Here is a 25,503-nt window from a genome sequence, read left to right on the forward strand (position 1 = left end):
AGCTCAGCCAAGTGGAGACCGTTATGACTGTTGAAATCACCTCGAAAATCGTCGGTTACCGTATCAAGCAGCAGGACCCGGCCGAGCCTGCTCCGACACTGTTTGAAGAAGACCCGCTGACAGTGCGGATACCCTCGCGCCCCGAAGGCACTCTGGAGGCCGTCTCTGAAAAGATTTCCTACGTGGGCGCTGAAGGCCGCAAAAAAGTGTATCTGCTGGTGTCTTTCATGCCGGTGGAAGGCGTGGTCGGCGGCAAACGCGTGGTCATCGAGCGTCCGGTGGAGTTTTTCTTTCCCTCCGGGCAGCTTTCAAGCGAACACCAATGGATTACGGCTACCATGCGTAGCCTGTCACTGGCGGCACGCGGCGGTTACGTCACGCAGGCGGTGGCCGACTTGCGCAAAGTGGCCTGGGACAAAGGCCTGGTGCGTTGTGGCATGAATCGCTGGAACAAGCCCATGTTCCATGATTCCGAGGTGGCCGCCATTGCCTGGTCGATCCAGCAGATCCTCTACCGTCGGGGCTTTCTGGACCAGGACGGCAACCAGGTGCCGGTGGAAAGCCTGGTGGAGCGCTACGCCCATCGCATGCAGCACGGCCATGCTTGGCAGCCCCCCGCCGATGACGCCTCGGATGAGACTGCAAACGGCGCGGCCGAACCCATCGGTCAAGATGCTCCCACCTCTAATGCCTCACATAACGGTCCTGCTATCGTCGGTCACTGCCCTGAATGCCGCGGAGAGCTGATCATGATGGACGGCTGCCCGACCTGCTACGCAGGGTGCGGCTGGTCGAAGTGCGGCTAATGTGAGTCATCGCCGTATCAAAAACGCCGCGAGCTAATCAGCTTGCGGCGTTTTTTGATTTATGGGTTGGTGGGTGCAGGTGCTAGCCGGTGGCATCGAACAGCGGGCGAACGTTATCGGTCAGGTAAGCCGCGTCAAACTCGCCTTCTACCGAAAGGGCATCCAGGTCCGGAATGGTGACGTTATGACGGTCGCGGAACACCAGGCCGTCCTCGCTTAGCGCGCTGAATGTCCGGCTGACGTGAACCGGGCTCAAGCCCAGAATATCGGCCAGCTGCTCCTGGGAAAGCGGCAGGCGGAACTCACCGCTGATATCGTCGTTGGTTTGGCGTAGGCGTAAATACATTTCATGAAGAAAGTGGGCCATTTTCTGGCGGGCGCTGCGCCGGGCAATGTTTACCAGCCGCTCAGTTAACAGTGCCTGCTGACGGCTGCCGATGGCGAACATGACCGAGGTTAACGTCAGCGACTGACGAAATAGCTCAAGCATGCGGCGATGGGGAAAATGGCAGATAACGCCATCGTTGATCATGCGCACGTTCTCAAGACGCTGGTTAAAGGCAAACTCGCGCAGGCCAATGATATCGCCTGGCAAAAAGACTTCCAGTATCTGGCGGTCGCCGTTTTCCAGATGGCGATACGAGTAGGCCCAGCCGCTTTTCAGGGTGCAAAACTCGTTGGCCGGGTCGCCCATCTCCCAGAGTAGCGTGCCTGCTTTAATATCGGTGGGGCTATCCTCCAGCGAGATGAGCAGTTGTTTTTCGTCTTCACTAAGCGAGCAGTAGTGGCTGAAATGCTTAATGATGCAGCTTTTATTCTGGCCCACGGCTAACGACCTCTAAAATGATGTGCGCACAAAATCGATGATTCAACCGATCGCTACTATAAACGACGCCGATTAAAAATGCTTAGCCTATGAGTCTCGCAGCGTGGCGGCGGCTCGCGCAAGCCCCCTTGTTGACCATCAGGCGGACGCGCGCTGTTGGCGTTTGAGTAACGGCGCCAGGAAACGCCCGGTATGCGATGTCGATTGTTTGACGACCTGCTCCGGCGTGCCTTCAGCGATGATTCGGCCGCCTCCGGAGCCACCCTCGGGACCCAGGTCGACAATCCAGTCGGCGGTCTTGATCACATCCAGGTTATGCTCGATCACCACGATGGTGTTGCCGTGGTCGCGCAGGCGGTGAAGCACCGTCAGCAACTGGCGAATATCCTCAAAGTGCAGACCGGTGGTCGGCTCATCGAGGATATACAGCGTTTTGCCGGTATCGCGCTTGGCCAGCTCGCGGGCGAGCTTGATCCGCTGGGCCTCACCGCCCGATAGCGTCGTCGCACTTTGCCCCAGGCGAATATAGGACAGGCCCACGTCGAGCAGAGTTTGCAAGCGGCGAGCAATGGCCGGTACTGGACTGAAGAATTCCAGGGCATCTTCCACCGTCATGGCCAGCACTTCGTGGATGGTTTTGCCCTTGTAATGGATATCCAGGGTTTCACGGTTATAGCGCTTGCCCTTGCACACGTCGCAGGGCACATAGATGTCCGGCAGGAAGTGCATCTCGACCTTGATCATGCCTTCGCCCTGACAGGCTTCGCAGCGCCCGCCCTTGACGTTAAAGCTGAACCGGCCGGGCTTGTAGCCCCGCGAACGGGCTTCCTGGGTACCGGCAAACAGTTCGCGGATGGGCGTGAAAATGCCGGTATAGGTGGCCGGGTTGGAGCGCGGCGTGCGGCCAATCGGGCTTTGGTCAATATCGATCACTTTATCCAGCTGATCGAGCCCTTCGATTTTTTGATAAGGCGCAGGGGTGAGCGAGGTCGCACGGTTCAATTCCCGGGCGGCGATGGGCATCAGGGTGCCGTTGATCAACGTCGATTTACCCGAGCCAGATACGCCCGTAATGGCGACAAACAGCCCCAGCGGCAGCGACAGCGATACGTCTTGCAGGTTATTGCCGGTGGCGCCGCGCACGATGAGCTGCTTTTCCGGATTGCCGGGAATGCGGTAGGGCGGCACGGCGATTTCCCGCGTGCCGGAAAGGTACTGGCCGGTCAGCGACTTGGGATTGTCCATGACGTCTTGCGGGGTGCCCTGGGCGACAATCTCGCCGCCGTGGACGCCCGCCCCGGGCCCGATATCCAGCACGTGGTCGGCGGCGCGAATGGCCTCTTCGTCGTGCTCGACCACGATCACGGTGTTGCCCAGATCGCGCAGCCGCTCCAGGGTTTTAAGCAGCCGGTCGTTGTCGCGCTGGTGCAAGCCAATGGAAGGCTCGTCAAGAATGTACATCACACCGACCAGGCCCGCGCCAATCTGGCTTGCCAAGCGAATGCGCTGGGCCTCGCCGCCGGAGAGGGTGTCGGCGCTGCGTTCCAGGTTGAGGTAATCGAGCCCGACATTGACCAGAAACTCCAGCCGCGCATGAATTTCATGAACGATCTTGTCGGCGATCTCGCCCTTGCGCCCCGGCAGGCGCAGGTCGGCAAAGTAGCGCCACGCGTCGCCGATCGGCAAATGTACCATGTCGGCAATGTTGCGGTCGTCGACATACACATGGCGTGATTCTTTACGCAGACGCGTACCGCTACAGGTGGCGCAGGGCTGTACCGCGATATACTTGGCCAGGTCGTCGCGGACCATGTTGGATTCGGTTTCCCGGTAGCGGCGCTGCATATTGGGCAGCACGCCCTCAAACGCATGTTCGCGGGTGACCTTGCGGCCACGGTCGCCGACATAGACAAACGGGATGGTTTCATCGCCGCTGCCGTTGAGAATAATCTCCTGCTCGTGGCGAGCAAGCTCATTCCAGGGCGTTTCCAGTTCAAAGCGATAGTGTTTGGCCAACGCCTGAAGCTGGGTGAAATAGTAGATATTGCGCCGGTCCCAGCCCTTGATCACGCCTTCAGCCAGAGACAGCTCCGGGTGGCTGATCAGTTTGGCAGGGTCGAAGTACTGCTGGACACCCAGGCCGTCGCAGGTGGGGCAGGCACCTGCCGGGTTATTGAACGAGAACATGCGCGGCTCGAGCTCTGCCAGCGAGTAACCGCACACCGGGCAGGCAAAGCGCGACGAGAAGGCGATATCCTCGTGGCCACCGTCCATGAAGTGGATCATGGCGGTGCCGTCGGCCAGGTTCAGCGCGGTTTCAAAGGATTCGGCCAAGCGCTGGGCGAGATCATCACGCACCTTGAAACGGTCGACCACCACGCTGATGTCGTGCTTTTTGCGCTTGTCCAGCGGGGCGATGTCGTCCAGTTCCAGCACCTGACCATCGATCAGCGCGCGTACAAACCCTTGCGCGCGCAGCTCCGCCAGCAGTTGCAAGTGCTCGCCTTTGCGGCCTTTGACCACTGGGGCCAGCAGCATCAGCTTGGTGCCTTCGGCTAGGTTCATCACCTGGTCGACCATTTGCGAAATCGTCTGGGCTTCCAGGTCTTCGCCGTGCTCCGGGCAGCGTGGCGTGCCCGCGCGGGCAAACAGCAGGCGCAGGTAGTCGTAAATCTCGGTAATCGTGCCAACCGTCGAACGCGGGTTGTGCGAGGTGGACTTCTGCTCGATGGATATGGCCGGCGAAAGCCCCTCGATGTGATCCACATCGGGCTTCTCCATCATCGACAGGAATTGGCGCGCATAGGTGGAGAGCGATTCCACATAGCGGCGCTGCCCCTCGGCGTAAAGGGTGTCGAACGCTAACGAGGACTTACCCGACCCGGAAAGGCCGGTAATCACGATCAACTTATTGCGGGGCAGTTCCACATCGATCTGCTTGAGGTTGTGGGTGCGTGCACCCCTGACCAGAATGCTGTCCATCAACACCTCGAATCGCGCGGCAAAAGCGTGATTATACGTTTCTCTGGGCCCTCCCGGCAAAGCGGTTTCACTCGGCAACGGTTTGATGACGTTTCGCTGAATCACCCAACGCGCTAGAATGGGCGGCTATCCAAGCCCCTATGGGCATTTACCATCGACGGTCATCACCCCGAGGACCATTTCAAGGGCTCTATGCGCAAGGTTTCTGCACTGTTGCTGGCCTCTGAACGCCGTGCCATCAGCGGCCTGGCGGGGCTCTACGCGTCTCGTATGCTGGGGCTTTTCATGGTCCTGCCCGTGTTGGCGCTGTATGCCGATGGCCTGGCAGGTTCGACGCCGCTTCTGGTGGGTGTGGCGTTAGGGATCTATGGACTGACCCAGGCGCTTCTGCAAATCCCCTTTGGTTTATGGTCTGACCGGATTGGCCGCAAGCGCGTGATTGCCTTCGGCCTGGTACTGTTTGCCCTGGGCAGTGTGGTGGCAGCGCTCGCTGATTCTATTGGCGCGATGATTGCCGGCCGTGCCCTGCAGGGCAGTGGTGCGGTGGCTGCAGCTATCATGGCGCTGCTTGCGGACCAGACTCGCGAGCAGGTACGTACAGCGGCGATGGCAACGATTGGCTTATCGATTGGGGTAGCGTTCGCCCTGGCCATGGTGATTGGGCCCTGGCTGGCGGCGTGGGCCGGGCTTGCCGGTGTGTTCTGGTCGACCGTACTGCTGACACTGCTGGGCCTGATCGTGTTATGGCGCTGGGTGCCACCCGCGCCGCGCCGGGTTCAGCACCGCGATGTGGGCATGGATCGACGGCAGTTGAAAAGCGTATTGTCACGTCCGGACCTCTGGCGACTCGACGTGTCGATTTTTGCGCTGCACTTTGTGCTGATGGCGATTTTTGTGGCGGTGCCGTTTCGCTTGCTTGAGACAGGTATCAGTGCGGCACATCATGGTCTGGCCTACCTGGTGATCATGGGGTTTTCGTTTGTGGCCATGCTGCCGCTGATGATTGTGGCCGAAAAGCGTCAACGCATGACGCGCATCTGCCTACTGGCGATTGGCGCGATTGCGTTTAGCTTGGCGGGGTTGGGGCTGCCGGTCTCTGAAGGCTACTGGTTGTTTCCATGGCTGTTTATTTTCTTTACCGGCTTTAACCTGCTGGAAGCCACCCTCCCGTCGATGCTCAGTAAGCTGGCACCGGCTGGGGCGAAAGGTACCGCCATGGGCGTTTATTCCACCAGCCAATTCCTGGGGGCGTTTCTAGGCGGTACCCTGGGGGGTGTACTGGCAAGTGTCGGTGGGCTGGATGCGGTATTTCTCGGCTGCGCACTGCTGGCGCTATTATGGTGGGGCGCGATGCTGAATATGCCATCACCACCGCCGTTGAGCAGTGAGGTGGTGGCACTGGGCGTCACCGAAGGCGATACTATGGACGTGCTGCTGGATCACCTGGCAGGTGTGGCAGGCGTCGAGGATGTCATGGTCGTGCCCGAAGAGCGGCTAGCGTATTTAAAGGTTAATCGACAGCAGCTTGATCAAGCAGCGCTTGCCAAGCTGGTAACGCCCCCGAAATCGTAACTCAACGGGGCGGGGTAATAGTGCGTCGCTGGAACGCTGTCGACGTTTATCGATTCAATTGAAAGGAGCGCCTTATGGCTCGCGGCATTAACAAGGTTATCTTGATCGGCAACCTCGGACAGGATCCTGAGGTACGATTCACGCCTTCCGGCACGGCGGTCGCCAATCTTAATCTGGCCACCACTGATACCTGGATGGATCGCCAGAGCGGTCAGCGCCAGGAGCGCACCGAGTGGCACCGAGTGGTGATGTTCAACAAAACCGCCGAGATTGCCCAGCAATACCTCAAGAAAGGCTCCAAGGTTTACATCGAAGGGCGTTTGCAAACCCGCAAATGGCAGGACCAGAACGGCCAGGATCGCTACAGCACCGAAATCGTTGCCAACGATATGCAGATGCTTGATTCCCGTGGCGGTGATTACCAAGGCGGCGGTGCGGCGCCAAATAACTACGCACAAGGTGGGCAGGATGGCGGCTACCCTCAACAGGGAGGTCAATCGCAGCCGCCTCAGGGTGATCAATACGGCGGGCAAGGCAATGCCCAGCCGCAGCGAGCGCCCCAGCAAAACCAGCCCGCACCGCCGCAAGGCCAGCAAAACAACCAAAACAACCAATACGGCGCGCCTGATCCCGGCAATTTTGATGATTTCGACGATGAGATTCCGTTTTAAGTGACGGTCAATGACGCGAGTGCAGGTAAGGGAGACAGGCCGTCTTGAAGCTTTTGATACTCGATGCGGGGCACTGCTTGAGTCTGGCGCTGGCGCGCGAGACCAGTCGTCGCTCAGATACTGAGCTGGTGATTGAGCAAGCGACGCAGGTGAGCGCCGAGCGCCTGCGCGAGGTGTCGCCGGATGCGGTGATTATGCCGCCGCTGGCACACCCCTTGAGCATGGCCCCCGCCGCCGTTATGGAGCACGCCGACGCCGTTGAGGCATGTCTTGAGGCCTGCCGGTCAGAAGGCGTAGCACTCGTCTGGTGCGTGTCTGATCAGCTCTACGAAGACGGCTTTGACGTCGCCATCGATGAGCATGTCGTGCCGGCTCCCCGTGATGAAAGCCTGCGCCGTCTGGTGCAAACCGGCAATCGTATCCGAGCCGATTACGCGCGCCATCTGATTGTTCGTCTGGGGCCGCTGTTTGCCCTTGAGGGCAGTCATGCGTGGCTCAACGAGCTTTTGGATAGCCTGGTCATGGGCGACAGCGTGCGCGCGGCGGAAGATGTCATCTTCTGCCCCACCTCGGCGGATGCCGTGGCGCTCGCGCTGATCGGCATGCTCCAGCAGCAGTCCTGCGGGGCAGACGCCTGGGGCGCCTATCATCTGGCAGGCACTGAGCCAGTGAGTGCCTTTACCTTTACCTCCATGGTAAGAACTCAATTGTTGACCCACCTTGAAGGTCGCGGCGAGCAAGTGACATTAGGCGAGGTCAAGGCATTGAAGCATCACCACGATGCCAAGCTGCGGCGCGTGCTGAATTGCCGCCGGGTGCTTAACGTGTTCGGTGTCCATCAAAAGCCGTGGCGGTTGGAAGTTGGGCGCATGCTCGATGCATGGTGTTTAACGCGTGATCAAAAGGGTGTCGACGACACAGGAGCGTCGTCTTGAAGCAAGTGGTTCGTAGCGTTGTATTTTACGCAGGGTATTTTGCTGCCTTGTTGGTGATTGGCGTATTGTTTCTGCCGATTGCGCCTTTTCTACCCCTGGCCGGTCGATATCGCCTGCTCAATTTATATAATCACTTTCTGATGTTCTGGTTTCGCATTGCTTGCGGCGTGCGCTACGACATTCAGGGCGCACACAACCTGCCGGACGGGCCCTGCGTGATTCAGGCCAACCACCAGAGCGAGTGGGAAACGGTCTTTCTGCAGGTGATGAAGCCGCCAGTGTGTACCGTGTTGAAACGCGAACTGCTGCGCCTGCCCATCTTTGGCTGGGGCTTACGTTTGCTGCACCCGATCAGCCTGGACCGTTCCAAGCCCGCGCGGGCCATCAAGCAGGTCCTGAGCCAGGGTGTCGTACGGTTGAATGGAGGGCTTTCGGTGCTGATTTTCCCGGAGGGCACCCGGGTCGAACCAGGCGAGCGCAAGCGCTACAACAAAAGCGGCAGTGTGGTCGCCTGCCGTGCAGGGGTTCCGGTATTACCCGTGGCCCACAATGCGGGGGAACGGTGGCCGGGACGCCACTGGGTCAAGCGTCCGGGTGTGCTGCGTGTACGCATTGGCGCGCCAATCGAAACTGCCGGCCGAACCTCGGATGAGGTGCTGGCCGATGTCGAGGCGTGGATAGAGACCCAACTGGTGGACATCTCGGATGTCCCAAGACCGCAATAACGCTCATATGAGCTGAGTATAAAAAACGCCCCCTGTGGATTCCACAGGGGGCGTTTTCATGGTGCTTACCACAGATATTATCCCGCAGGTTACTCGGCGTAGCGTTGGAACACCAGGCAAGCATTGGTGCCGCCAAAGCCAAAGCTGTTGGACAACACGCGGTCGATCGTTACGCCATCGCGGCGTTCGGTAACGATATCGAAACCGTCAGCTTGCTCGTCGAGCTGATCCACGTTGGCCGAAGCAGCCACGAAGCCGTGTTGCATCATGAGCAGCGAGTAGACCGCTTCCTGCACGCCGGTCGCGCCCAGCGAGTGGCCAGTCAGCGATTTGGTCGAGCTCATCGCCGGTGTTGAATTGCCAAATACCTCGCGGACTGCTTTGAGCTCGGCCACATCGCCTACCGGTGTGGATGTGCCGTGGGTGTTGATATAATCAATAGCACCCTCAACGGTCGCCATGGCCTGGCGCATGCAACGTGTCGCCCCTTCGCCGGAAGGCGCCACCATGTCATAGCCGTCGGACGTGGCACCATAGCCCACCAGTTCACCATAAATCTTGGCGCCGCGTGCCTTGGCGTGTTCCAGCTCTTCAAGCACCAGCATGCCGCCGCCGCCAGCGATCACAAAACCGTCACGGGCTTGGTCGTAAGGGCGCGATGCCTTGTCGGGCGACTCGTTATAGTGGGTGGAAAGAGCGCCCATGGCGTCGAACAGGCAGGACAGCGTCCAGTGTTCTTCTTCACCACCGCCGGCGAAAACCACGTCCTGCTTACCGAGCTGAATCTGCTCCATGGCACTGCCGATACAGTGGGCCGAGGTGGCGCAGGCCGACGAAATGGAATAGTTCACGCCCTTGATTTTAAACGGCGTCGCCAGACAAGCCGAGACGGTACTGCCCATGGTACGGGTGACACGGTAAGGACCCACGCGGCGTAGTCCCTTTTCGCGCAGTACATCCGCGGCTTCAACTTGGTTAGCACTCGAGGCGCCACCCGAACCGGCAATCAGTCCGGTTCGCTCGTTGGATACCTGATCGTCGGGGAGACCGGCGTCTTCGATGGCCTGCGCCATGGAAATATACGCATAGGCCGCTGCATCGCCCATAAAACGCAACAATTTGCGGTCAATGAGCGATTCGAGGTCAATGTCAACGCTGCCTGCTACCTGGCTGCGAAAGCCACGTTCAGCATAGTCTTCTTTGAAGCGAATGCCGCTACGGCCACTTCTAAGCGCCTCAAGGACCTGTTGTTGGTCGTTGCCCAGGCACGACACAATGCCAAGGCCGGTGACTACCACTCGTCGCATGGGAGCCTCCTGTTAAAAATTCGCAGTGGAGGTGAATAGGCCAACGCGCAAATCATTAGCCTGATAGATGTCACGACCGTCTACCGAGACGGTGCCGTCGGCCATGCCCAGAATCAGCCGACGAGTAATAATGCGTTTCATATTGATACGATAAGTTACTTTTCGCGCTTCGGGAAGTATCTGGCCGCTGAATTTGACTTCGCCGCAGCCGAGTGCACGACCGCGGCCAGGGTGGCCCAGCCAGCCCAGGTAGAAGCCAACCAGTTGCCACATGGCATCAAGCCCCAGGCAGCCTGGCATGACCGGGTCACCGGGGAAGTGGCAATCAAAAAACCACAGGTCGGGTGAGATATCCAATTCGGCAATCAATTCGCCTTTATTATACTCGCCGCCTGCTTCGTGAATGTGCGTGATGCGGTCAAGCATCAGCATGTTGGGAGCTGGCAGTTGGGCATTGCCCGGGCCAAAAAGTTCGCCTTGCGAGCAGGCCAGCAGTTCATCGCGATCAAAGGAGTGTTGCTTGGTCACTGAATCGTTCCGAGTATCAGGGTAAAAGGTTGGGCCTAGTCTACTTCCCGAAACCGCTTAATGCACGTAACGGGCTTATTATTGGTGTGCCCTACAGATTTTTTATCAGCGGCCGAAAGTATAATGAGGCGAATAGTGTAAAGTCGAATGACTGGTTATGCACATTAAACGACTTATTGACGTAAGATTGACGATCAGTCGCTTATCAGGCGGCATTATGACGTTGATCTAATTCTTTTGGGAGCAACTCTTAGCCCGTTTTTTATAGGATGTCGTGAACAAGCATGTGGCTTCCCGTTTCCCTTAGTCGCCCCTTGGTCTGGGCAGCGTTGGTGGCATTGCCTGCCTGCATCTGGATACCCGATGCCGCGCTGCGTATGGTCGCGGCATCGATAGTGGCGCTCGGACTCTGGGATGCGTGGCGTCAGGTGCGCCACCAGCGTCTCAGGCTGCGCCTCTCGCAGGATGCGATCGGTCTTGCCAATGATGCGATGGTGATCAGTGATGTCGATAATCGCGTTATCGCCGTTAACGCAGCGTTCACCGAAATTACCGGCTATGAAAGCCATGAAATGCTGGGCCTCAAGCTCGAAACGCTGGCGGCGCCCAGGCACGATAAAACGTTTTACCAGCATTTCTGGAGCACGCTTAAAAGCACCGGGCGCTGGGAAGGCGAGATGTGGAACCGGCGCAAGCACGGTGATGAATACCCTGAGTGGCTCAAGGTGCGTGCCGTCACCGATAAACGCGGCAAGATAACCCACTATATCAGCCTGTTTGCCGACATTTCCGCCCAAAAAGCCCGTGAGCGCGATCTGCGTCGCATTGGCTATGAAGACCCGCTGACCGGGCTGCCCAACCGGCGTCGCTTGCACGACTTGATGGAGTCACGGCTGCGCAGTGTGCGCGCGGGAGAAAGCCTGGATATCGCGCTGGTGGATATTGACGGACTGAAATCGGTGAACGACAGCATGGGCGTTGAGCAGGGTGACCGTTTGCTGGCGCGTTTTGCCCAGCGGTTGACCAGCTATATGGCGGGTAGCGTGGTGGGTCGTCTAGGGGGGGACGAATTCATGGTGATTCGCACCACCACCTATGATGATCACGATAAATGGGTCAGTAACCTGCGCGACCACATGAGCAGCCCGTTTGAAATCCACGAGCAGTCGCTACGTCTTGGCTTGACCATTGGCAGCTGTCGAGCGCCGGAAGATGGGCGTGACTCGGGCGTTTTGTTCCAGCGTCTGGAATCGGCGTTATACAATGCCAAACGGCTGGGGCGTAACCACAGCCTGCGTTTTCGTCCCGCCTTGGACAAGCAGGACAATCCGCAGTTGGCGCTGGTCAGCGACCTACGCGCCGCCCTCGTTTCGGGGGATCAGTTGGAGCTGTATTTTCAGACCCAGCATCATCCTGGTACGGGCGAGCTGCTCGGTATGGAGGCGCTACTGCGCTGGCAGCACCCACGCGATGGAATGATCTCGCCCGGTGAATTCATCCCCTTGGCCGAGCGCCACGGCCTGATGGCCGAGCTGGGTAGCTGGGTGATTGAAAAGGCCTGCGCGCAGCAGGCGCACTGGGCCAATAATGACATGCCGATGCTGACCATGTGGGTGAACATCTCGGCGCTGCAACTCTTTCACGGTGACCTTGAAACCCAACTGGCCACCTGCCTGAACCGCTACCGGCTTACGCCAGCGCATATCGGCCTGGAGCTCACCGAATCGGTCCTGCTGGACGAACGTGCGGGGGATATGGGGCCGCGCCTGAAAGCGTTACGTAATCAGGGCTATTCCATCGCGATTGATGACTTCGGTACCGGCTATTCGTCGCTTGGTTACCTGAAGCGCTTACCGGTCGACAAGATAAAGCTCGACCGCGCTTTCATTCGGGAGCTCCCCGGTGACCAGGCCGATGCCGCGATTGTGAAGGCGGTGCTATCGATGGCCAAAGGACTGGATCTTGATGTGATTGCCGAAGGCGTCGAAACCAAAGAGCAGTGTGACTTTCTGGTCAATGCTGGCTGCCACATGGTACAGGGGTTCTATTTTGCCCGCCCGCTGCCTGCGCACGAATTGGAGCAACGTTTGCTTCCTAAAGCGCAGCCTGCAAAGGCACGTACCGGCGACGTGGCTAAAGCAGGCCCCTAATGCGCTCCGGCGGCAGCATGGCGATCTTGCCAGCGACGGTAATAACGGCAAACGCCCAGGCAGAGAAGTGACCATACCAACGCCTGGGCAGGTAACAGCCAAGGTGCCAGGGTGACATCGGTAAGTGCCGCACCCGCAAAATAGGACAGCGGGCCGCCCAGCGCACCCAGCGCTGCCGCCAGCCAGGGCCATTGCCATAGCCAACCAAGCGAGTGATGCACCAGGGTGGCGAACAGTGGCCAGAGCATCCACAGCCATAGCGGCAGTAAGCCCGCAATGAGCCGTTGATCATCAAATATCAACCCCCCGGCCAGCTGTAGACCGCCGTCGACCGCGAGCCCTAACAAGGCAAAGGCCGCCACCAGGCGCCACTCCCCCGGTTTGCCGACATACCGCAAATGCAATGCAATCCAGGCGCTGCCAGCAACCGCTGCAACCCAGGAACCTCCCAGCACGCACAGCGTCCAGATCACTTCAAAGCCCAGGGCATTGACGAGTACCCCCATCAAGCGCCGTCGGGCGAGCATTACAACGCTCCGGTCAAGGGGGCCGGTTTGGCGGCGGGCTTGGCCAGCAATAAGTGGCAGGTGCCAATCGAACGCTCAAGGAAGCCGCCCTCGCAATAGCACAGATAATAACGCCACATGCGAATAAAGCGTTCGTCGTACCCAAGCGTCTGGATATGTTCCAGGTGGGCCTCGAAGCGATGCCGCCATTCACGCAGGGTGCGCGCGTAATGCTGGCCAATTTCATCGAGCGCTACCATGTTGAGCGAGGTCTTGCGCATCAGGCTGCTGGCAATGGCGTGGTGGGAAGGTAAAAAGCCCCCTGGGAAAATATACCGCTTAATAAAGTCCATATCCCGTTTGGCGCCATCAAAACGCTGGTCACGGATGGTAATTGCCTGAAGCATGGCTTGACCGTCATCGGTTAACAGGCTGTCGACTTTGCTCAGATAGGTATCCAGGTACTGGTGGCCGACGGCTTCAATCATTTCGACGGAAATTAACCGATCAAAGCGCCCGGTCAGTTCACGGTAGTCCTGTTTCAGCAGCGTAATCTGGGCTTCCAGGCCTTCTTCCTGAATGCGGTTAGCCGTATAGGCGTACTGTTCTTCGGAAATGGTCGTTGTCGTCACGCGGCAGCCTCGGGTCTTGGCCGCGTGGATGGCAAGTCCGCCCCAGCCCGTGCCGATTTCCAGTAAATGGTGCTCGGGTTGCACGTTGAGCTTGTCGAGCATGACGTCCAGTTTGTAGGTCGAGGCCTCTTCCAGGCTGGCATCCGGGTAGGGAAAGACGGCGCTCGAGTACATCCAGTGGTGCTTGTCGAGAAAGGTGGCAAACAGGTCGTTGCCAATATCATAGTGCGCGGCGATATTGCGTTTCGAACCGGTCAGGCTGTTGCGCTGAAAGCGGTGCATCAAGCCCATCAGCCAGCGTGCCATGCGCGCGCTACCGTTCTCGATATTACCGTTAACCTGGTCCAGGTTGATGGCAAATAGACGTATCAAAGCGACCAGGTCATCGGCGTCCCAGTCATTGTCCATGTAAGCCTCGGCGGCGCCTACAGTGCCGCCAAAAGCCAGCCGCTTCCAGGCGCGCGCATGGCGGATGACGACGGTCACGTGAAGCTCCCCACCCTGGCCCAGATGGTGGCATTGGTTGCCTTCAATCAAGGTGATCCGCCCGCCGGAGAAGGTATCCAGCTGTGCGATCAAACGCTTTTTCAGCCAGCGGGTTACACGCCCCTGGGGGGCGGGTTGAATATCAGGCGGCGTGGAACGCAGGGTCGTCATTTCGAGGTCTCCTTGCGCTTGGGGTGGTTGTAGATAGGGTTGCGCTTCAACCACAGCCGAAGCGCCTCAAAATGAATACCGGTGATGGTTTTCAGGCTTATCCATGGCTGGCGCGCCAGAGTGGCCAGCAACACCTTGGCGGTGGCGGGGGCTGCTTCTAGGGTCAAGGTGGCGTCGAAGTGGCGCTGCCCGGCCTGCCAGTTTTCCATGTGCAGTAATAGCTGGTCGCCCGGCGTGTTAAACCGCCATCGGTAAGTCATGTCCATGGGGTTAAACGGTGAGACGTGCATGGCTTTATCGAAGGTCGCATGGTGGCTGTGGCGGTGGCTATCGACACGGCAGGCGTAGCAGGTGCGCTCACGCCAGGGCATGTTGGTCACTTCGCCAAGCACCGCTGCCAGTTGGCCTTGCCGGTCGTAGGCGTAATACATCGAAATGGGGTTGAACATGGCACCCAGCGTGCGCAGCTGCGTCAGTACGCAGATTCGGCCCTCGGGGGCGCTGCCCAACTGGCGTGTCAGCTCTTCGCGCACGGCGGTGGCCAGCGGGCGATCTGTCGGGCCGAGGTAGTCTTCACGGCGAAAACGCGCCAGCGCCGCGCCTCGGGCGCTGAATCCTGGCACGCCGTCAAACAGTGTCGGCAACTCGTCCAGGTCCAGCCAGGCCATCCACAGCTGGTAATCAAAGCGGTGCGCGTGAGGGGTGAAGCGCCGGTGGCGCAGGGTGCCGCGATAAACCCGCGAATGTGGCGTTGCTGTCATCCCACGTCACTCCCCTGATAGGCATCGAACAGTTCCGTAGTCGGCAGCACCGTGGGGGCGTTGGGCGGGGTGTGCGCTTCATCGCAACCCAGCGAGCGGGCGATACGCAGTGCGCTCCAGACGCCATCCTCATGGAAGCCGTTGCGCCAGTAGGCACCGCAGAAGTGGGTGCGTCGGGCGGGTGATGAAATCTCGTCGTGACGCTGCTGGGCGGCGTGCCCTGCAAGGGTGAACTGCGGGTGGGCGTAGGTGTAGCGACCCAGCACCTTGGCGGGATCAATACTGTCTGAATCGTTGAGTGTGACGCAAAACGTGGTGTCCGCGTCCAGCCGCTGAAGAATGTTCATGTTGTAGGTCACCGAGACCCGTTCGTCGGCGCCGCGACCGTCAAGGCGGTAATTCCAACTGGCCCAGGCACGCTGCCGACGCGGCAATAGCGAGGTGTCGGTGTGCAGGACCACCTCGTTGTCCTGGTAGGGCATGGCGCCGAGAATCTCGCTTTCAGCTGCGGTCGGGTCATCCAGCATGGCCAGCGCCTGGTCGGCGTGGCACGCCAGTACGACTTGATCATAGCGCTGGGTGCCTTGAGCGGTGGTGATCACCACCCCAGTATTCGTGCGGGTGATCCCGGTGACCGGTGTGTTCAGGTGAATACGGCTCGCATAGGGCGCGGTCAAGCGTGGAATATAGCGGCGTGAACCGCCGACTAGCGTGTACCACTGCGGACGATGGTTGACCGATAGCAGGCCATGGTTGCGGAAAAAGCGGACAAAAAAGGTCAGCGGAAAAGATCGCAAGTCGCCGATACTCGCCGACCAGATCGCCGCACCCATGGGCAGCAGGTAGCGGCGCTGGAAGGCCTGGTCGTAACCGTTATGGTCGAGATAGTCGCCAAGCGTCATGTCCTGGGGAAGCCGACCGCTCTCAAGATCCGCAGTGGCCTGCTTGTTAAAGCGCATGATATCGCCGAGTAACCGATAAAAAGCCGGGTTCAACAGGTTACGACGCTGGGCAAACAGTGAGGTCAGGGTGTGGCCGTTGTATTCAAAGTCAACGCTAGTTTCGTGTACCGAAAAACTCATTTCGGTGGCCTGACTTGGCACATCCAACGTATCCAGCAGGCGCTGAAAATGCGGATAGGTCCAGTCGTTAAACACAATGAAGCCGGTATCGATGGCATAGGGGGTGCCAGATACTTCGACGTCCATGGTGGCGGTGTGACCGCCCAGCCGGCTGTCGGCCTCGAACAAGGTGACCTCGTGCTGGGCGGAAAGATACCAGCCAGCCGCCATGCCGCTGATGCCACTGCCGATTACGGCGATGCGTTGCGAACCCATATTGCTCATCGGGACGCCCCTTGCTTGCGTGTCATGCGCAGGCCGATTTGGCGTCGCAAGGCGGGGGGTAAAATGCCCAGCAGTTTGACGATGTAGGTAAAGCGACGCGGAAAATGAATATCCAAACGGCCTTTGGCCAGGCCCTCGATAATGGCGTCAGCGGCGGCCTCAGCGGTGACCTGCATGGGCATGGGAAAGTCGTTGCGATCGGTCAATGGCGTTTTGACAAACCCTGGGTGTATCAAGCTGATAGCAATGCCTTCCTGGTCAAGGTCAAGGCGCAGCGATTCCAGAAAATAGCTAACTGCTGCTTTGGAGGCGCCATAGGCTTCGGCCCGCGGTAGTGGCAGGTAGGCGGAAGCGCTCGATGTAGCCGCAAGCCGGGCGGGCTTGCCTTCCTGGCGGGCGGCACGCAATAAAGGAAGGGCCGCCTCGACGCCATACAGGGTGCCAAATAGGTTCGGAGTAAAAACACGTTCGACCAGGTCTATGTCAAACTGCTGGGAATCGAGATATTCACAGGTACCTGCGTTGAGCAGAACGAGGTCAAGGGCGCCCAACTGCTCGCCGATCTGCTGGCCCGCCGCCAACACGGCATGGCGGTCGCTGATGTCGAGTGGCAGCGGGTGGGCATTGGGGTGGTCTTGGCACAGAGCATCCAACGCCTCGTGGTTGCGGGCGCTGAGTACAACCTGATGACCCTGGGCAATAAGCTTTCTGGCCAAGGCTTCACCAATCCCCGAGGTCGCACCCGTCAGCCAGATACGCTGGGGGCTGTCCATGTGCTCATCGAACCTCTCCTGTTCCACCCTGCGGGCACCTTGGTCAGATGCCCCAGGCCACGTAATGATTAATCAAGACGATGCTTTAACCAGCGAATGACGCGCCCCATCACCGGGAGGTGCTCGTAAAGCATCTCGCCGGCGTCAAAGTAGTCCCGGTGTCGGGATACACGCCCATCGTCAGCAAACGTCAATGTACTGCACCCCTCTACCTTGATCGTACGTCCCCCCGCCAGCTTTGGATGCACGAATGTCATGGTCCAGGTGACAAATGCCTGGCTACCCTGGCGCTGGCGGGTGTGATAAACAAATTGGCAGCGCTCGACGTTTTCATACATCGCGGCGAAATAACGCGACAGCGCAGGACGACCTTCAACGCGGTGCAGCGGATCTTTGAAAATTACATCATCAGTATATACTTCGTACAGTTTTTCTGTACAGGTATTGTCAAGTTTATTAAAAAAAGCGCAAAAATCTTCCAGTGCCTTGTCCTGTGACATGAAGACTCCTGAAGCGGTTAGACGGTTAGAGGGCCGGTGTCAGTCTGACAGTGCCTTGAAGGCATCGAGTGCCCGCTGACGCGCTGCCTTGTGGTCGACAATAGGGGCGGGGTAGTCCAACTGGGTCAGCAAGTCGCGCGGGGGTGCATGGCGGGCCTTGGCTGGCAAGGTGGCAAACTCGGGCAGCCAGTAAGCAATAAACTCGCCGTTGGGGTCAAAGCGCGTGGATTGCGTGGTGGGATTGAAAATTCGGAAATACGGGGCGGCGTCGGTACCCGTCGAGGCCGCCCACTGCCAGCCGCCGTTATTGGCGCAAAACTCGCCATCGACCAGGTGGCGCAGGAAAAACGCTTCACCCTGCCGCCAGTCGATCAGCAAGTGCTTACTCAAGAACATCGCGGTCACCATGCGCAGCCGATTATGCATCCAGCCGGTGGCGACCAGCTGGCGCATGGCGGCGTCGACCAGCGGGTAGCCGGTACGTCCTTCGCACCAGGCGTCAAAGGCATCGGGGTCGTCGCGCCAGGCAAGCTTGCGGGTGTGGGCCTGGAACGGCTGGTAGCGGCACACCTGCGGAAAACCGACGGCCACGTGCTGGTAAAATTCCCGCCAGATAAGCTCACTTACCCAGGTGATCAGGCCTTTATCGCCATCGGCCAAATGCCCACCATTCTCGCTCATGACGGCCTGCATGCACTGGCGATAGGACATCATTCCCAGCGCCAGATAGGGCGAAAGCTCGCTGGTGCCGCGCACCTTCGGGAAATCCCGTTGATCGTTATAGTGACGGCCGCGGAAGCGTAAAAAGCGCTCCAGACGGTCACTGGCGGCGTGTTCCCCTGCGGGCCACTGGTGAGCATCGACGGGGAGAGCATCGAGGTCAGGCAGTGCGGGCAATGGGTCGCTTTCGATGCCCAGTGGCGATTGGGCATCCGGGGTGTCGCGCAGTGTCAGTTGGTCTGCCGTGATCTGCTTGTGCCAGGCCTTGGCAAACGGCGTGAACACGCCGTAATAGTCGCCCTTGCCGGTGAGGAGCGTCCCGGGGGCAAAGGCCACCGCATCGTGATACCCGTGCGCCGCAATATCCGCCTGCTTGAAAGACTCAATGACCGCCTGGTCGCGACGCTGTTCATTGAGGGGGTACTCAAGATTGAAATGCAGCTGTTCAATCTGATGCTCATGGGCAATCTCCAGCAGGGTGGCGGGGGCATCGTCAAACGACGCGATATCGCGATGCAGGAGCGGAATATTCAGCCCATCGAGTGCCTCTTTGAGGGCAGCAACGCCGCGTGCCCAGAAGTCGATCTTGTTAATGCCATGGCCGTGCGCCTGCCACTGGGCCACCGAGCGCAGAAACACGGCAACCACCGGCCCTTTGGCAGCGGCGGCGGCAAGCGCGGTGTTATCGTGGATGCGCAGGTCACTACGCAGCCAAACCAACTGTCGAGACATGGGAACTCCAGCAAGGCGATGGGCACACGGTTAGCCACCGCCGCAGCGGCGGTGTCAGTCAGTTTGTCAAAGAACGCCTGATTCGCGCAGTAACGGGCGCAAGCGGGCGATGGCTTGGGGGAGATCATCGCCCAGCATATGCACAGAGGTATCGCGCAGGTCGGCGTCGCGGAGTCTGGCGACTTCACCGCAAACGCCGATGGGCACATTCAGCGCCGCGGCGGCATCCGGCAGCGACTGGCGAATATAGCGGTCATCTTCCCGCTGGCCGCTGGACAGCAGCACCATTGAAGAATGCAGTCGCGCGACCGCCTGGGGGAGATCTTCAAGCGGCAAGGAGTGATCCAGCAGCTGCACACGGTAACCCTGTTCGCTGGCCATCAGCGCTGCCATCAGGACCCACAAGGGGCCTGGGTCATCGGGCATGACATTAAGCAGAATCAGCGGGCCGCGGGTGGCTTGATTGGCGTAATGCAGGCGAATACCCACCTGGCTGCGCAGGAAGGCTTCGAAGGTGCGGCGGACGAGGGCGTCCGGTTGCACCGCCCACTTGGCTTCCAACGTCAGCACCACCGGCTGCCACAGTTCATTAATAGCGGTGCTCAACGGATAGAGCGCCAGGCTCTGGTGATAGAAGGCTTCCAGTTTGGGCAGATCGAGGGCTTCGATAATCGCCTGCAACTGCTGACGCTGGCTTACCCAGTCGCCAGCGTCGGGCACTGGAGCTTCAACGGTGTCGGGCTGGTCGAGCAGGTCCGCGACTTGGCTGACCGGGACGCCGCGATTGAGCCACTGGAGAATACGCTCGATGCGCGTAATGTCATCCTGGGCATACAGCCGATGACCCTTGGGGGTGCGCTTGGGGCATATTAAACCGTAACGTCGCTCCCAGGCACGCAGGGTAACCGAGTTTACGCCCGTCAGACGGGAAACTTCCCGAATGGGATAAAGTGGGGTATCGGGTGGGTGGGTCGCCTTATTATTCATGGGCGCCATTGCCTCTTCGTTGTCTGCGGAGCCAAGCCGCATGGGCCTATCGTGGTTTGCTGCGGCGGGCGATGTGGTTTGCTATCCATAGCAATTACCTAATATCTAATTAACCGATCAACAATCTTGAATAACTAACGTTCCTTTGTACAACTTGTAGCCCCAAGGTACAACCTTTGGATTCACTTATTGGTGCGTGATTATCAGGCCCTGTTATGAACCGACCGATCTATTAACGCCTGGGCTAGTTGCGTTCCAGAGACCCATGCCGATTCCACCCTGCTGACTGTGAAACTATCCCCGCACATTGCCAAGCCGCTGTCGCTGTATAGGTATAGCTGGTCATCGGCAGTGCTTGGCTGAGCGTAACGCCAGCGGTGCGCACCGCTGTTAATCCTTTCCGGTAACGGCGTGCTGGGCGGGAAAAGCGCAGCAAAGGCAGCCCATAGTGACTCGGCAACCACTTGCGGGTCGTCTTCCAGGTGGGTATCGCTCCAGTCCAGATGCGCCAGTAGGCTGAGGCTTTCAGGCTGCTGCTCGCGGCCCGGTTTGGTCTGGTTGCGCGACACCAGTCGCAGCGCAGGGTGCTCAAGACGGGCCATCTGCCAGTCGCTCTGGCCGCCTGGCGGAGCGGGCAGGGGCCCATCCAGCACCGCCCAGGCCGCCCAACAGCTGCGCTGGTCACGCGCCCGGCATGCCTCAGCCAGTGTCGCCTCCCAGGGTGCCACCAGCGGCAATGCCTGCGGCGGTGGAGTAGTCAACACGACGTAGTCGAACGGCCCGTAACTATGCCCCTGGGCATCTTGAAGCTGCCAGCCTTTGGGTGAGCGTTGCAACGCCTCAATGCGCGTTGAAAGCTGCAGCGTAGTCTGCGGATGGGTCTGGAAGCTATCCGCCAGATAGCGGGTGATGGCGCTCATGCGGGGTACGCCGGTGTAGCGGGAGTGTGGGTCATGATGCAGCTGCCAGCCGTTTGGACTAGCCTGATAACTGATGATCGGCCAGCGAGCAACGAGCCCCGATGCAAGCCAATCGGCAACAGCGTCCCTGAAGGCTGGATCGCGCGCAGTAAATGCCTGGGCACCCAGATCAAGCTGGGCCTGGTCAAGGCGCTTGGTCGACATGCGCCCGCCCGGGCCGCGCGCTTTGTCGAACACAGTCACTGAGACGCCGCGTTCCGCCAACAGGTTGGCGCAAGCCAGCCCCGCTATGCCAGCACCGACAATGGCGACGTTTGAGAGAAAAGCAGAGGTGACGGTTGTCATGGTGACCTGATAGGGAACTTGCCCAGCGCGATGTAAAGAATTGGCATATATTCATGTACGATTTATTTTCTACGTAATAGTCTTGTATAAATAAGTTGAAATGTAAACCTTAAAGAGCGTAGCTTGCTCGTCGATACCAGAGGGAGAAACACCATGCGTGTACTAGTGACCGGCGGCAGTGGTTTTGTCGGCCAGCGACTCTGTCCAGCGTTGATCGCGCAGGGATATGAGGTGCAGGTGGTTTCCCGTACGCCTCATAAAGTACGCGAGCGTCTTCCCCGTGAATGTGACATCCGTGACAGCGCCCAGGCGTTCATCGACAGCCCGCCGGATGCGTTGGTTAACTTGGCGGGCGAGTCAATCGCGGCCAAGCGCTGGAGCGATAGTCAGAAAACGGAACTGATTCGCTCGCGGGTCGAGATGACCGAGCAGCTTGTCTCGCTGTGCGAGCAGTTGGGCGAGAATGGCCAGCCGCTGCCCCAGGTGATGGTCAGTGGTTCCGCGATGGGCTATTACGGTGATCAAGGCGGTAAGCGCGTCACCGAGAAAACCTTGCCCCACGATGAGTTTGCCCACCGGCTGTGCGCCGAATGGGAGGCCGCGGCGAAGCCCATCGAGGACATGGGCGTGCGCTTGGCGGTTTTGCGTATCGGGCTGGTCCTGGGGGCAGGCGGCGGTACGCTGCAAAAGATGCTGCCGCCGTTCAAGCTGGGGCTGGGGGGCCGTTTTGGCGACGGCAAGCAGTTCATGCCCTGGATCCATCGCGATGACCTGGTCGAGGCGATCATTTTCCTGCTCAATGACGCTTCGCTGTCAGGCGCCTTCAACGGCAGTGCGCCGCATCCAGTGACCAACGCCGAGTTCACCCAGACCCTGGCCAGGCAGCTGCACCGTCCGGCGGTATTACCCGTGCCCGCCTGCGTCTTGAAAGCGGGGCTGGGGGAGATGTCCCAGTTGCTGCTGACCGGTGCCGATATGCGCCCCGAGCGCCTTGAAGAGGCCGGTTTCACGTTCTCGTATCCGACCCTCGATAAAGCACTCGAGGCAATTCTTAAGCCCGACCAGGGTGCTTAGGCCCTAGGCGTTTGGGTCAACGGTGATAATCACCCGCACGGCGTCCAGCCGCAGGCGGGTGTTTTCAATTGCGTCACTGAGGGCCTGGCGTTCCTTTTTCAGGGCGTCCAATTCTTCGCTGCGCACTGACGGGTTGTGTTCCGCCAGTGCTGCGAGACGGGCAAGCTCCCCATCCAACTGAGTGCGCATGCGCGCCTCGGCGGCTTCCACAATGCTGGGTAGTTCTCGTTCGGCTTCACCTTCCCCCTGTCTGAGCAATCCGCGAAGTTTGTCGTGATGGCTCTTGATCAGGTCCCTTGCCAGGGATTTATTGACCTTTTGCAGGTTTTTGCCAAGCCCCGTGAAGGAAATCTTGTCGGTCAGGTTGCCTCCCGATTCGTCGAGCAATACGCGGACTGCCGTCGGCGGCAGGAACCGGTTGAGGTGCAGCGATGCGGGCGCTGGGCAATGGGTGCGGAATACCAGCTCGGTCATCAGACGGCCGCTGGGGATGGCCGGGTGGCCCAGCAATGCCAGCGCGGTATTGCCCATGGTGCCGTCAATAATGCGGCCCATCATTTCACGCAGCAGCGGATGCTCCCAGGAAAGCCGTTGAATGTCATCGCGGGCGAGTGCCTGATGGCGATCAAAGGTAGCCGAAAACCCTTCTTCGCCTTTTACCAGCCCAGGCAGCCCGTCCAGCATATGCTGCCCCGGCTGGAGGTGAAGTAGCCCATTGCCGATCTCCTGGCTATCCACGCCAAACACATCCAGCGCGCGTTCTACGTAGCGCGGCAGGGCGCTGTCGTCGTCCAGCTCGCGCACCGCCTCGACCACCTGCTGGGCGCGCGCCGGGCGGCAGGCATTGAGCTCCAGCAGGCGGTTACGGCCTGCATCCCGCTCGGCCAATTTGGCGATAAACATCTCACGGGTCTCGGTGATGATTTCATCGAGCATCTCGTCGTCGAGCAGCGCGTCGGCCAGGGCGTCGCCAAAGGCGTCGAACAGATCACTGCCAATACCGTGGGGCGCGCTGAACGCATCCATGCCCTCGTGATACCAGCGCATCAGGCGTTCGCCGGGGCTGCCGGTAAACGTGGGCACGTGCATCTCGATGGCGTGGCGCTGACCGATCCTGTCAAGGCGACCAATGCGTTGCTCCAACTGGTCGGGATGCTGGGGCATATCAAACATCACCAGGTGCCGGCAAAACTGGAAATTTCGCCCCTCTGAGCCAATCTCAGAGCACACCAATACCTGGCAGCCGTCTTCTTCATCGGCAAAGGCCGCGGCGGCCCGGTCGCGTTCGACCAGTGACAGGCCCTCGTGAAACACCGGGGCATGATAGCCACCCAGTACGCGAAGACCCTCGGCCAGGCCTTCAGCGGTGTCGCGGTGATGGGCAATCACCAACACCTTGTCGTTGGCGAAACCGGTGTCACTGTCGTCGCTAAGTTTTTCCAGCAGCCAGTTAACCCGCGGGTCGATATGCCACCAGGGTTCGCCGTGAAGCGGGTCGTTACTCAGCTCGCGATACGCAGCATCCGGGTAGATCAGCACGTCCGGGTGATCCATGCCGGTTTCGATCAGAAGTTCGTCGAGGTAATCGTCGTCGCGCTCCAGGCGGCGCAGCATACGGCGATAGGCCGACGGCAATGCCAGCGCGTCCAGGTGCAGGCGGCGCTCGGGGAAACCACCCACATGGCGGCGGCTGTTGCGAAACATCACCCGGCCGGTGCCGTGGCGGTCAAGCAGGGCGTCGCGCAGCTGGGCACGGGCAGCGTCTTGCTGGTCGGCGCTGGCCTCAGGGTTGCAAAGGGTGGCAAGCAGCGCCTGGCTGTCGCGGTCGTCGGCAACGGCTTCGACATGGACGCGGGCGTCAGGCGTGGCGGGTAATGCGTCGAGGGCCTCAATGGCGCTGGCCACTTCGCCGTAGTGACGTTCTTCGTCTTTGAAGCGCGCCAGGTCGTGGTAGCGTTCGGGGTCGAGCAGCCGCAGGCGGGCAAAGTGGCTTTCGATGCCCATCTGCTCGGGGGTGGCGGTGAGCAGCAACAGGCTGGGAATATCGCCCGCCAGCTGCTCGACGCACTGATAGCCGGGGCCGCTGCCCTCGCTGCTCCAGTCGAGATGGTGGGCTTCGTCGACAATCAGCAGGTCAAAGTGGCTGGCCTGCGCCTGTTCCTGGCGGTGGCTATTGGCAAACAGCCAGCCCTGGCTTGCCAGCACCAGCTGGGCGCTTTCAAACGGGTTGGCGCTGCCGTGGGCCTGGCTCTGGGTTTCGTCTAACAGGGTGACGTTGAGCGAGAAACGGCGCAGCAACTCGACCAGCCACTGATGAGTCAGGCTGTCCGGCACCAGGATCAGTGCCCGTTCGGCGCGTCCGGTCAGAAGCAGCCGATGCAGTATCAAACCGGCCTCAATGGTTTTACCAAGCCCGACTTCGTCGGCCAGCAGGACGCGCGGCGCATGGCGCCGGGCGACTTCATCGGCGATATACAGCTGGTGAGGAACCAGGTCGATGCGCGGCCCGGCAAAGCCTAGTGCGCTGTGCTGCTCGATACGCTGGTGATGGTGCAGGGTTCGAAAACGCAGGTCGAACCAGTCGTTGCGGTCGACCTGACCAGTGAGCAGTCGGTCGCGGGCCTGGTCGAACTGCATGGTGTCGGCGAGCTTGGCTTCCGGCAGTTCGCGCCGTTGGCCCTGGTTATCTTCGCCACTATAGGTGATCAAGCCGTTGGCTGTTTGGCTGTCATCGACGATCATTTGCCAGCCGTCAGCCGACTGAATGCGGTCGCCGCTGCCGAACATGACGCGGGTTAACGGGGCCTGATGGGTATTATAGGTGCGGGTTTCCTGGCTGGCACTGAACAAGATGGTAACGCTACGGGTGTCGCAGTTAAGCACGGTACCGAGCCCAAGCTCGGCTTCGCCGTCACTAATCCAGCGTTGGCCGGGGGAAAAATCGCTCATGATGCCTCAAGGAAGTCTGCAAAACGGGGCGTACGCGGCCGGTCATGATGACCGGCAACAAACAGGGCGAGGGATTCTAACGCAAAGGCGCTAGAGGAT

20 protein-coding genes and 1 pseudogene are annotated in these 25,503 nt (G+C 59.6%); 7 read left to right on the forward strand and 14 right to left on the reverse strand.

Annotated elements, in window-relative coordinates; all coding sequences use genetic code 11:
• The first annotated feature begins 23 nt into the window (after positions 1–23).
• On the forward strand, positions 24–806 hold the full coding sequence (locus HXW73_RS00575; protein WP_186254436.1) for a ribonucleoside-diphosphate reductase: 783 nt from the start codon (positions 24–26) through the stop codon (positions 804–806).
• An 82-nt stretch (positions 807–888) separates the two neighbouring features.
• On the opposite strand, the gene HXW73_RS00580 is transcribed toward HXW73_RS00575, so the two are convergent.
• Entirely contained in the window at positions 889–1,632 is a 744-nt protein-coding gene (locus HXW73_RS00580) for a Crp/Fnr family transcriptional regulator (protein ID WP_186254437.1), read from the reverse strand.
• A gap of 138 nt (positions 1,633–1,770) precedes the next feature.
• Complete coding sequence (gene uvrA / locus HXW73_RS00585; protein ID WP_186254438.1) at positions 1,771–4,614, reverse strand: excinuclease ABC subunit UvrA; 2,844 nt, start codon at positions 4,612–4,614, stop codon at positions 1,771–1,773.
• Between the two features lie 192 nt (positions 4,615–4,806).
• On the opposite strand from uvrA, the gene HXW73_RS00590 reads away from it, so the two are divergent.
• From HXW73_RS00590 to HXW73_RS00605, 4 genes are all read left to right on the forward strand, one after another.
• On the forward strand, positions 4,807–6,186 hold the full coding sequence (locus HXW73_RS00590; RefSeq protein WP_186254439.1) for an MFS transporter: 1,380 nt from the start codon (positions 4,807–4,809) through the stop codon (positions 6,184–6,186).
• A 74-nt stretch (positions 6,187–6,260) separates the two neighbouring features.
• Positions 6,261–6,857, forward strand: coding sequence for a single-stranded DNA-binding protein (gene ssb, locus HXW73_RS00595; RefSeq protein WP_186254440.1), 597 nt, complete (start codon positions 6,261–6,263; stop codon positions 6,855–6,857).
• A gap of 44 nt (positions 6,858–6,901) precedes the next feature.
• Positions 6,902–7,792, forward strand: a complete 891-nt coding sequence (locus HXW73_RS00600) for a sugar nucleotide-binding protein (protein ID WP_186254441.1) — start codon at positions 6,902–6,904, stop codon at positions 7,790–7,792.
• A complete protein-coding gene (locus HXW73_RS00605; protein WP_186254442.1) occupies positions 7,789–8,517 on the forward strand; it encodes a lysophospholipid acyltransferase family protein in 729 nt (242 codons plus the stop codon). The genes HXW73_RS00600 and HXW73_RS00605 overlap by 4 nt, the downstream gene beginning before the upstream one ends.
• 89 nt (positions 8,518–8,606) lie before the next feature.
• Here the strand turns inward: HXW73_RS00605 and fabB are convergent, their stop codons facing one another.
• Positions 8,607–9,824 (reverse strand): beta-ketoacyl-ACP synthase I, encoded by a 1,218-nt coding sequence (gene fabB, locus HXW73_RS00610; RefSeq protein WP_186254443.1) that lies wholly within the window; start codon positions 9,822–9,824, stop codon positions 8,607–8,609.
• A 12-nt stretch (positions 9,825–9,836) separates the two neighbouring features.
• Positions 9,837–10,352, reverse strand: coding sequence for a 3-hydroxyacyl-[acyl-carrier-protein] dehydratase FabA (fabA, locus tag HXW73_RS00615; protein ID WP_186254444.1), 516 nt, complete (start codon positions 10,350–10,352; stop codon positions 9,837–9,839).
• A 284-nt stretch (positions 10,353–10,636) separates the two neighbouring features.
• Between fabA and HXW73_RS00620 the strand changes: the two genes are divergently transcribed.
• Entirely contained in the window at positions 10,637–12,502 is a 1,866-nt protein-coding gene (locus tag HXW73_RS00620) for a putative bifunctional diguanylate cyclase/phosphodiesterase (protein ID WP_186254445.1), read from the forward strand.
• Here HXW73_RS00620 and HXW73_RS00625 read toward each other — a convergent pair.
• The 9 genes and pseudogenes from HXW73_RS00625 to HXW73_RS00665 all read right to left on the reverse strand — a co-directional run bounded on the left by HXW73_RS00625 (position 12,499) and on the right by HXW73_RS00665 (position 21,381).
• A complete protein-coding gene (locus HXW73_RS00625) occupies positions 12,499–13,029 on the reverse strand; it encodes a DUF2878 family protein (RefSeq protein WP_186254446.1) in 531 nt (176 codons plus the stop codon). The genes HXW73_RS00620 and HXW73_RS00625 overlap by 4 nt on opposite strands.
• Positions 13,029–14,297 carry an SAM-dependent methyltransferase gene (locus HXW73_RS00630; RefSeq protein ID WP_186254447.1) on the reverse strand — a complete coding sequence of 423 codons (1,269 nt, stop codon included), beginning with the start codon at positions 14,295–14,297 and terminating at the stop codon, positions 13,029–13,031. The genes HXW73_RS00625 and HXW73_RS00630 overlap by 1 nt, the downstream gene beginning before the upstream one ends.
• Positions 14,294–15,058 carry a DUF1365 domain-containing protein gene (locus tag HXW73_RS00635; protein ID WP_186254448.1) on the reverse strand — a complete coding sequence of 255 codons (765 nt, stop codon included), beginning with the start codon at positions 15,056–15,058 and terminating at the stop codon, positions 14,294–14,296. The genes HXW73_RS00630 and HXW73_RS00635 overlap by 4 nt, the downstream gene beginning before the upstream one ends.
• Positions 15,055–16,404 carry an NAD(P)/FAD-dependent oxidoreductase gene (locus HXW73_RS00640; protein WP_186254449.1) on the reverse strand — a complete coding sequence of 450 codons (1,350 nt, stop codon included), beginning with the start codon at positions 16,402–16,404 and terminating at the stop codon, positions 15,055–15,057. The genes HXW73_RS00635 and HXW73_RS00640 overlap by 4 nt, the downstream gene beginning before the upstream one ends.
• Positions 16,401–17,185: pseudogene (locus HXW73_RS00645) on the reverse strand (SDR family NAD(P)-dependent oxidoreductase). The gene HXW73_RS00640 and the pseudogene HXW73_RS00645 overlap by 4 nt, the downstream one beginning before the upstream one ends.
• Before the next feature lie 60 nt (positions 17,186–17,245).
• A complete protein-coding gene (locus HXW73_RS00650; protein ID WP_186254450.1) occupies positions 17,246–17,677 on the reverse strand; it encodes a nuclear transport factor 2 family protein in 432 nt (143 codons plus the stop codon).
• A gap of 39 nt (positions 17,678–17,716) precedes the next feature.
• Positions 17,717–19,129 (reverse strand): deoxyribodipyrimidine photo-lyase, encoded by a 1,413-nt coding sequence (phrB, locus tag HXW73_RS00655; protein ID WP_186254451.1) that lies wholly within the window; start codon positions 19,127–19,129, stop codon positions 17,717–17,719.
• Between the two features lie 66 nt (positions 19,130–19,195).
• Positions 19,196–20,116 carry a MerR family transcriptional regulator gene (locus HXW73_RS00660; RefSeq protein WP_186254452.1) on the reverse strand — a complete coding sequence of 307 codons (921 nt, stop codon included), beginning with the start codon at positions 20,114–20,116 and terminating at the stop codon, positions 19,196–19,198.
• Positions 20,117–20,319: 203 nt separating this feature from the next.
• Positions 20,320–21,381: an NAD(P)/FAD-dependent oxidoreductase gene (locus HXW73_RS00665; protein ID WP_186254453.1), complete on the reverse strand. Its 1,062-nt coding sequence runs from the start codon at positions 21,379–21,381 to the stop codon at positions 20,320–20,322.
• 153 nt (positions 21,382–21,534) lie between these two features.
• Here HXW73_RS00665 and HXW73_RS00670 point away from each other — a divergent pair, with 153 nt between their 5' ends.
• Positions 21,535–22,455, forward strand: a complete 921-nt coding sequence (locus HXW73_RS00670) for a TIGR01777 family oxidoreductase (protein ID WP_186254454.1) — start codon at positions 21,535–21,537, stop codon at positions 22,453–22,455.
• Between the two features lie 3 nt (positions 22,456–22,458).
• On the opposite strand, the gene rapA is transcribed toward HXW73_RS00670, so the two are convergent.
• Complete coding sequence (gene rapA / locus HXW73_RS00675; protein WP_186254455.1) at positions 22,459–25,404, reverse strand: RNA polymerase-associated protein RapA; 2,946 nt, start codon at positions 25,402–25,404, stop codon at positions 22,459–22,461.
• Between the last annotated feature and the right edge of the window lie 99 nt (positions 25,405–25,503).

It is taken from the genome of Halomonas sp. SH5A2 (assembly GCF_014263395.1).
GTDB lineage: Bacteria > Pseudomonadota > Gammaproteobacteria > Pseudomonadales > Halomonadaceae > Vreelandella.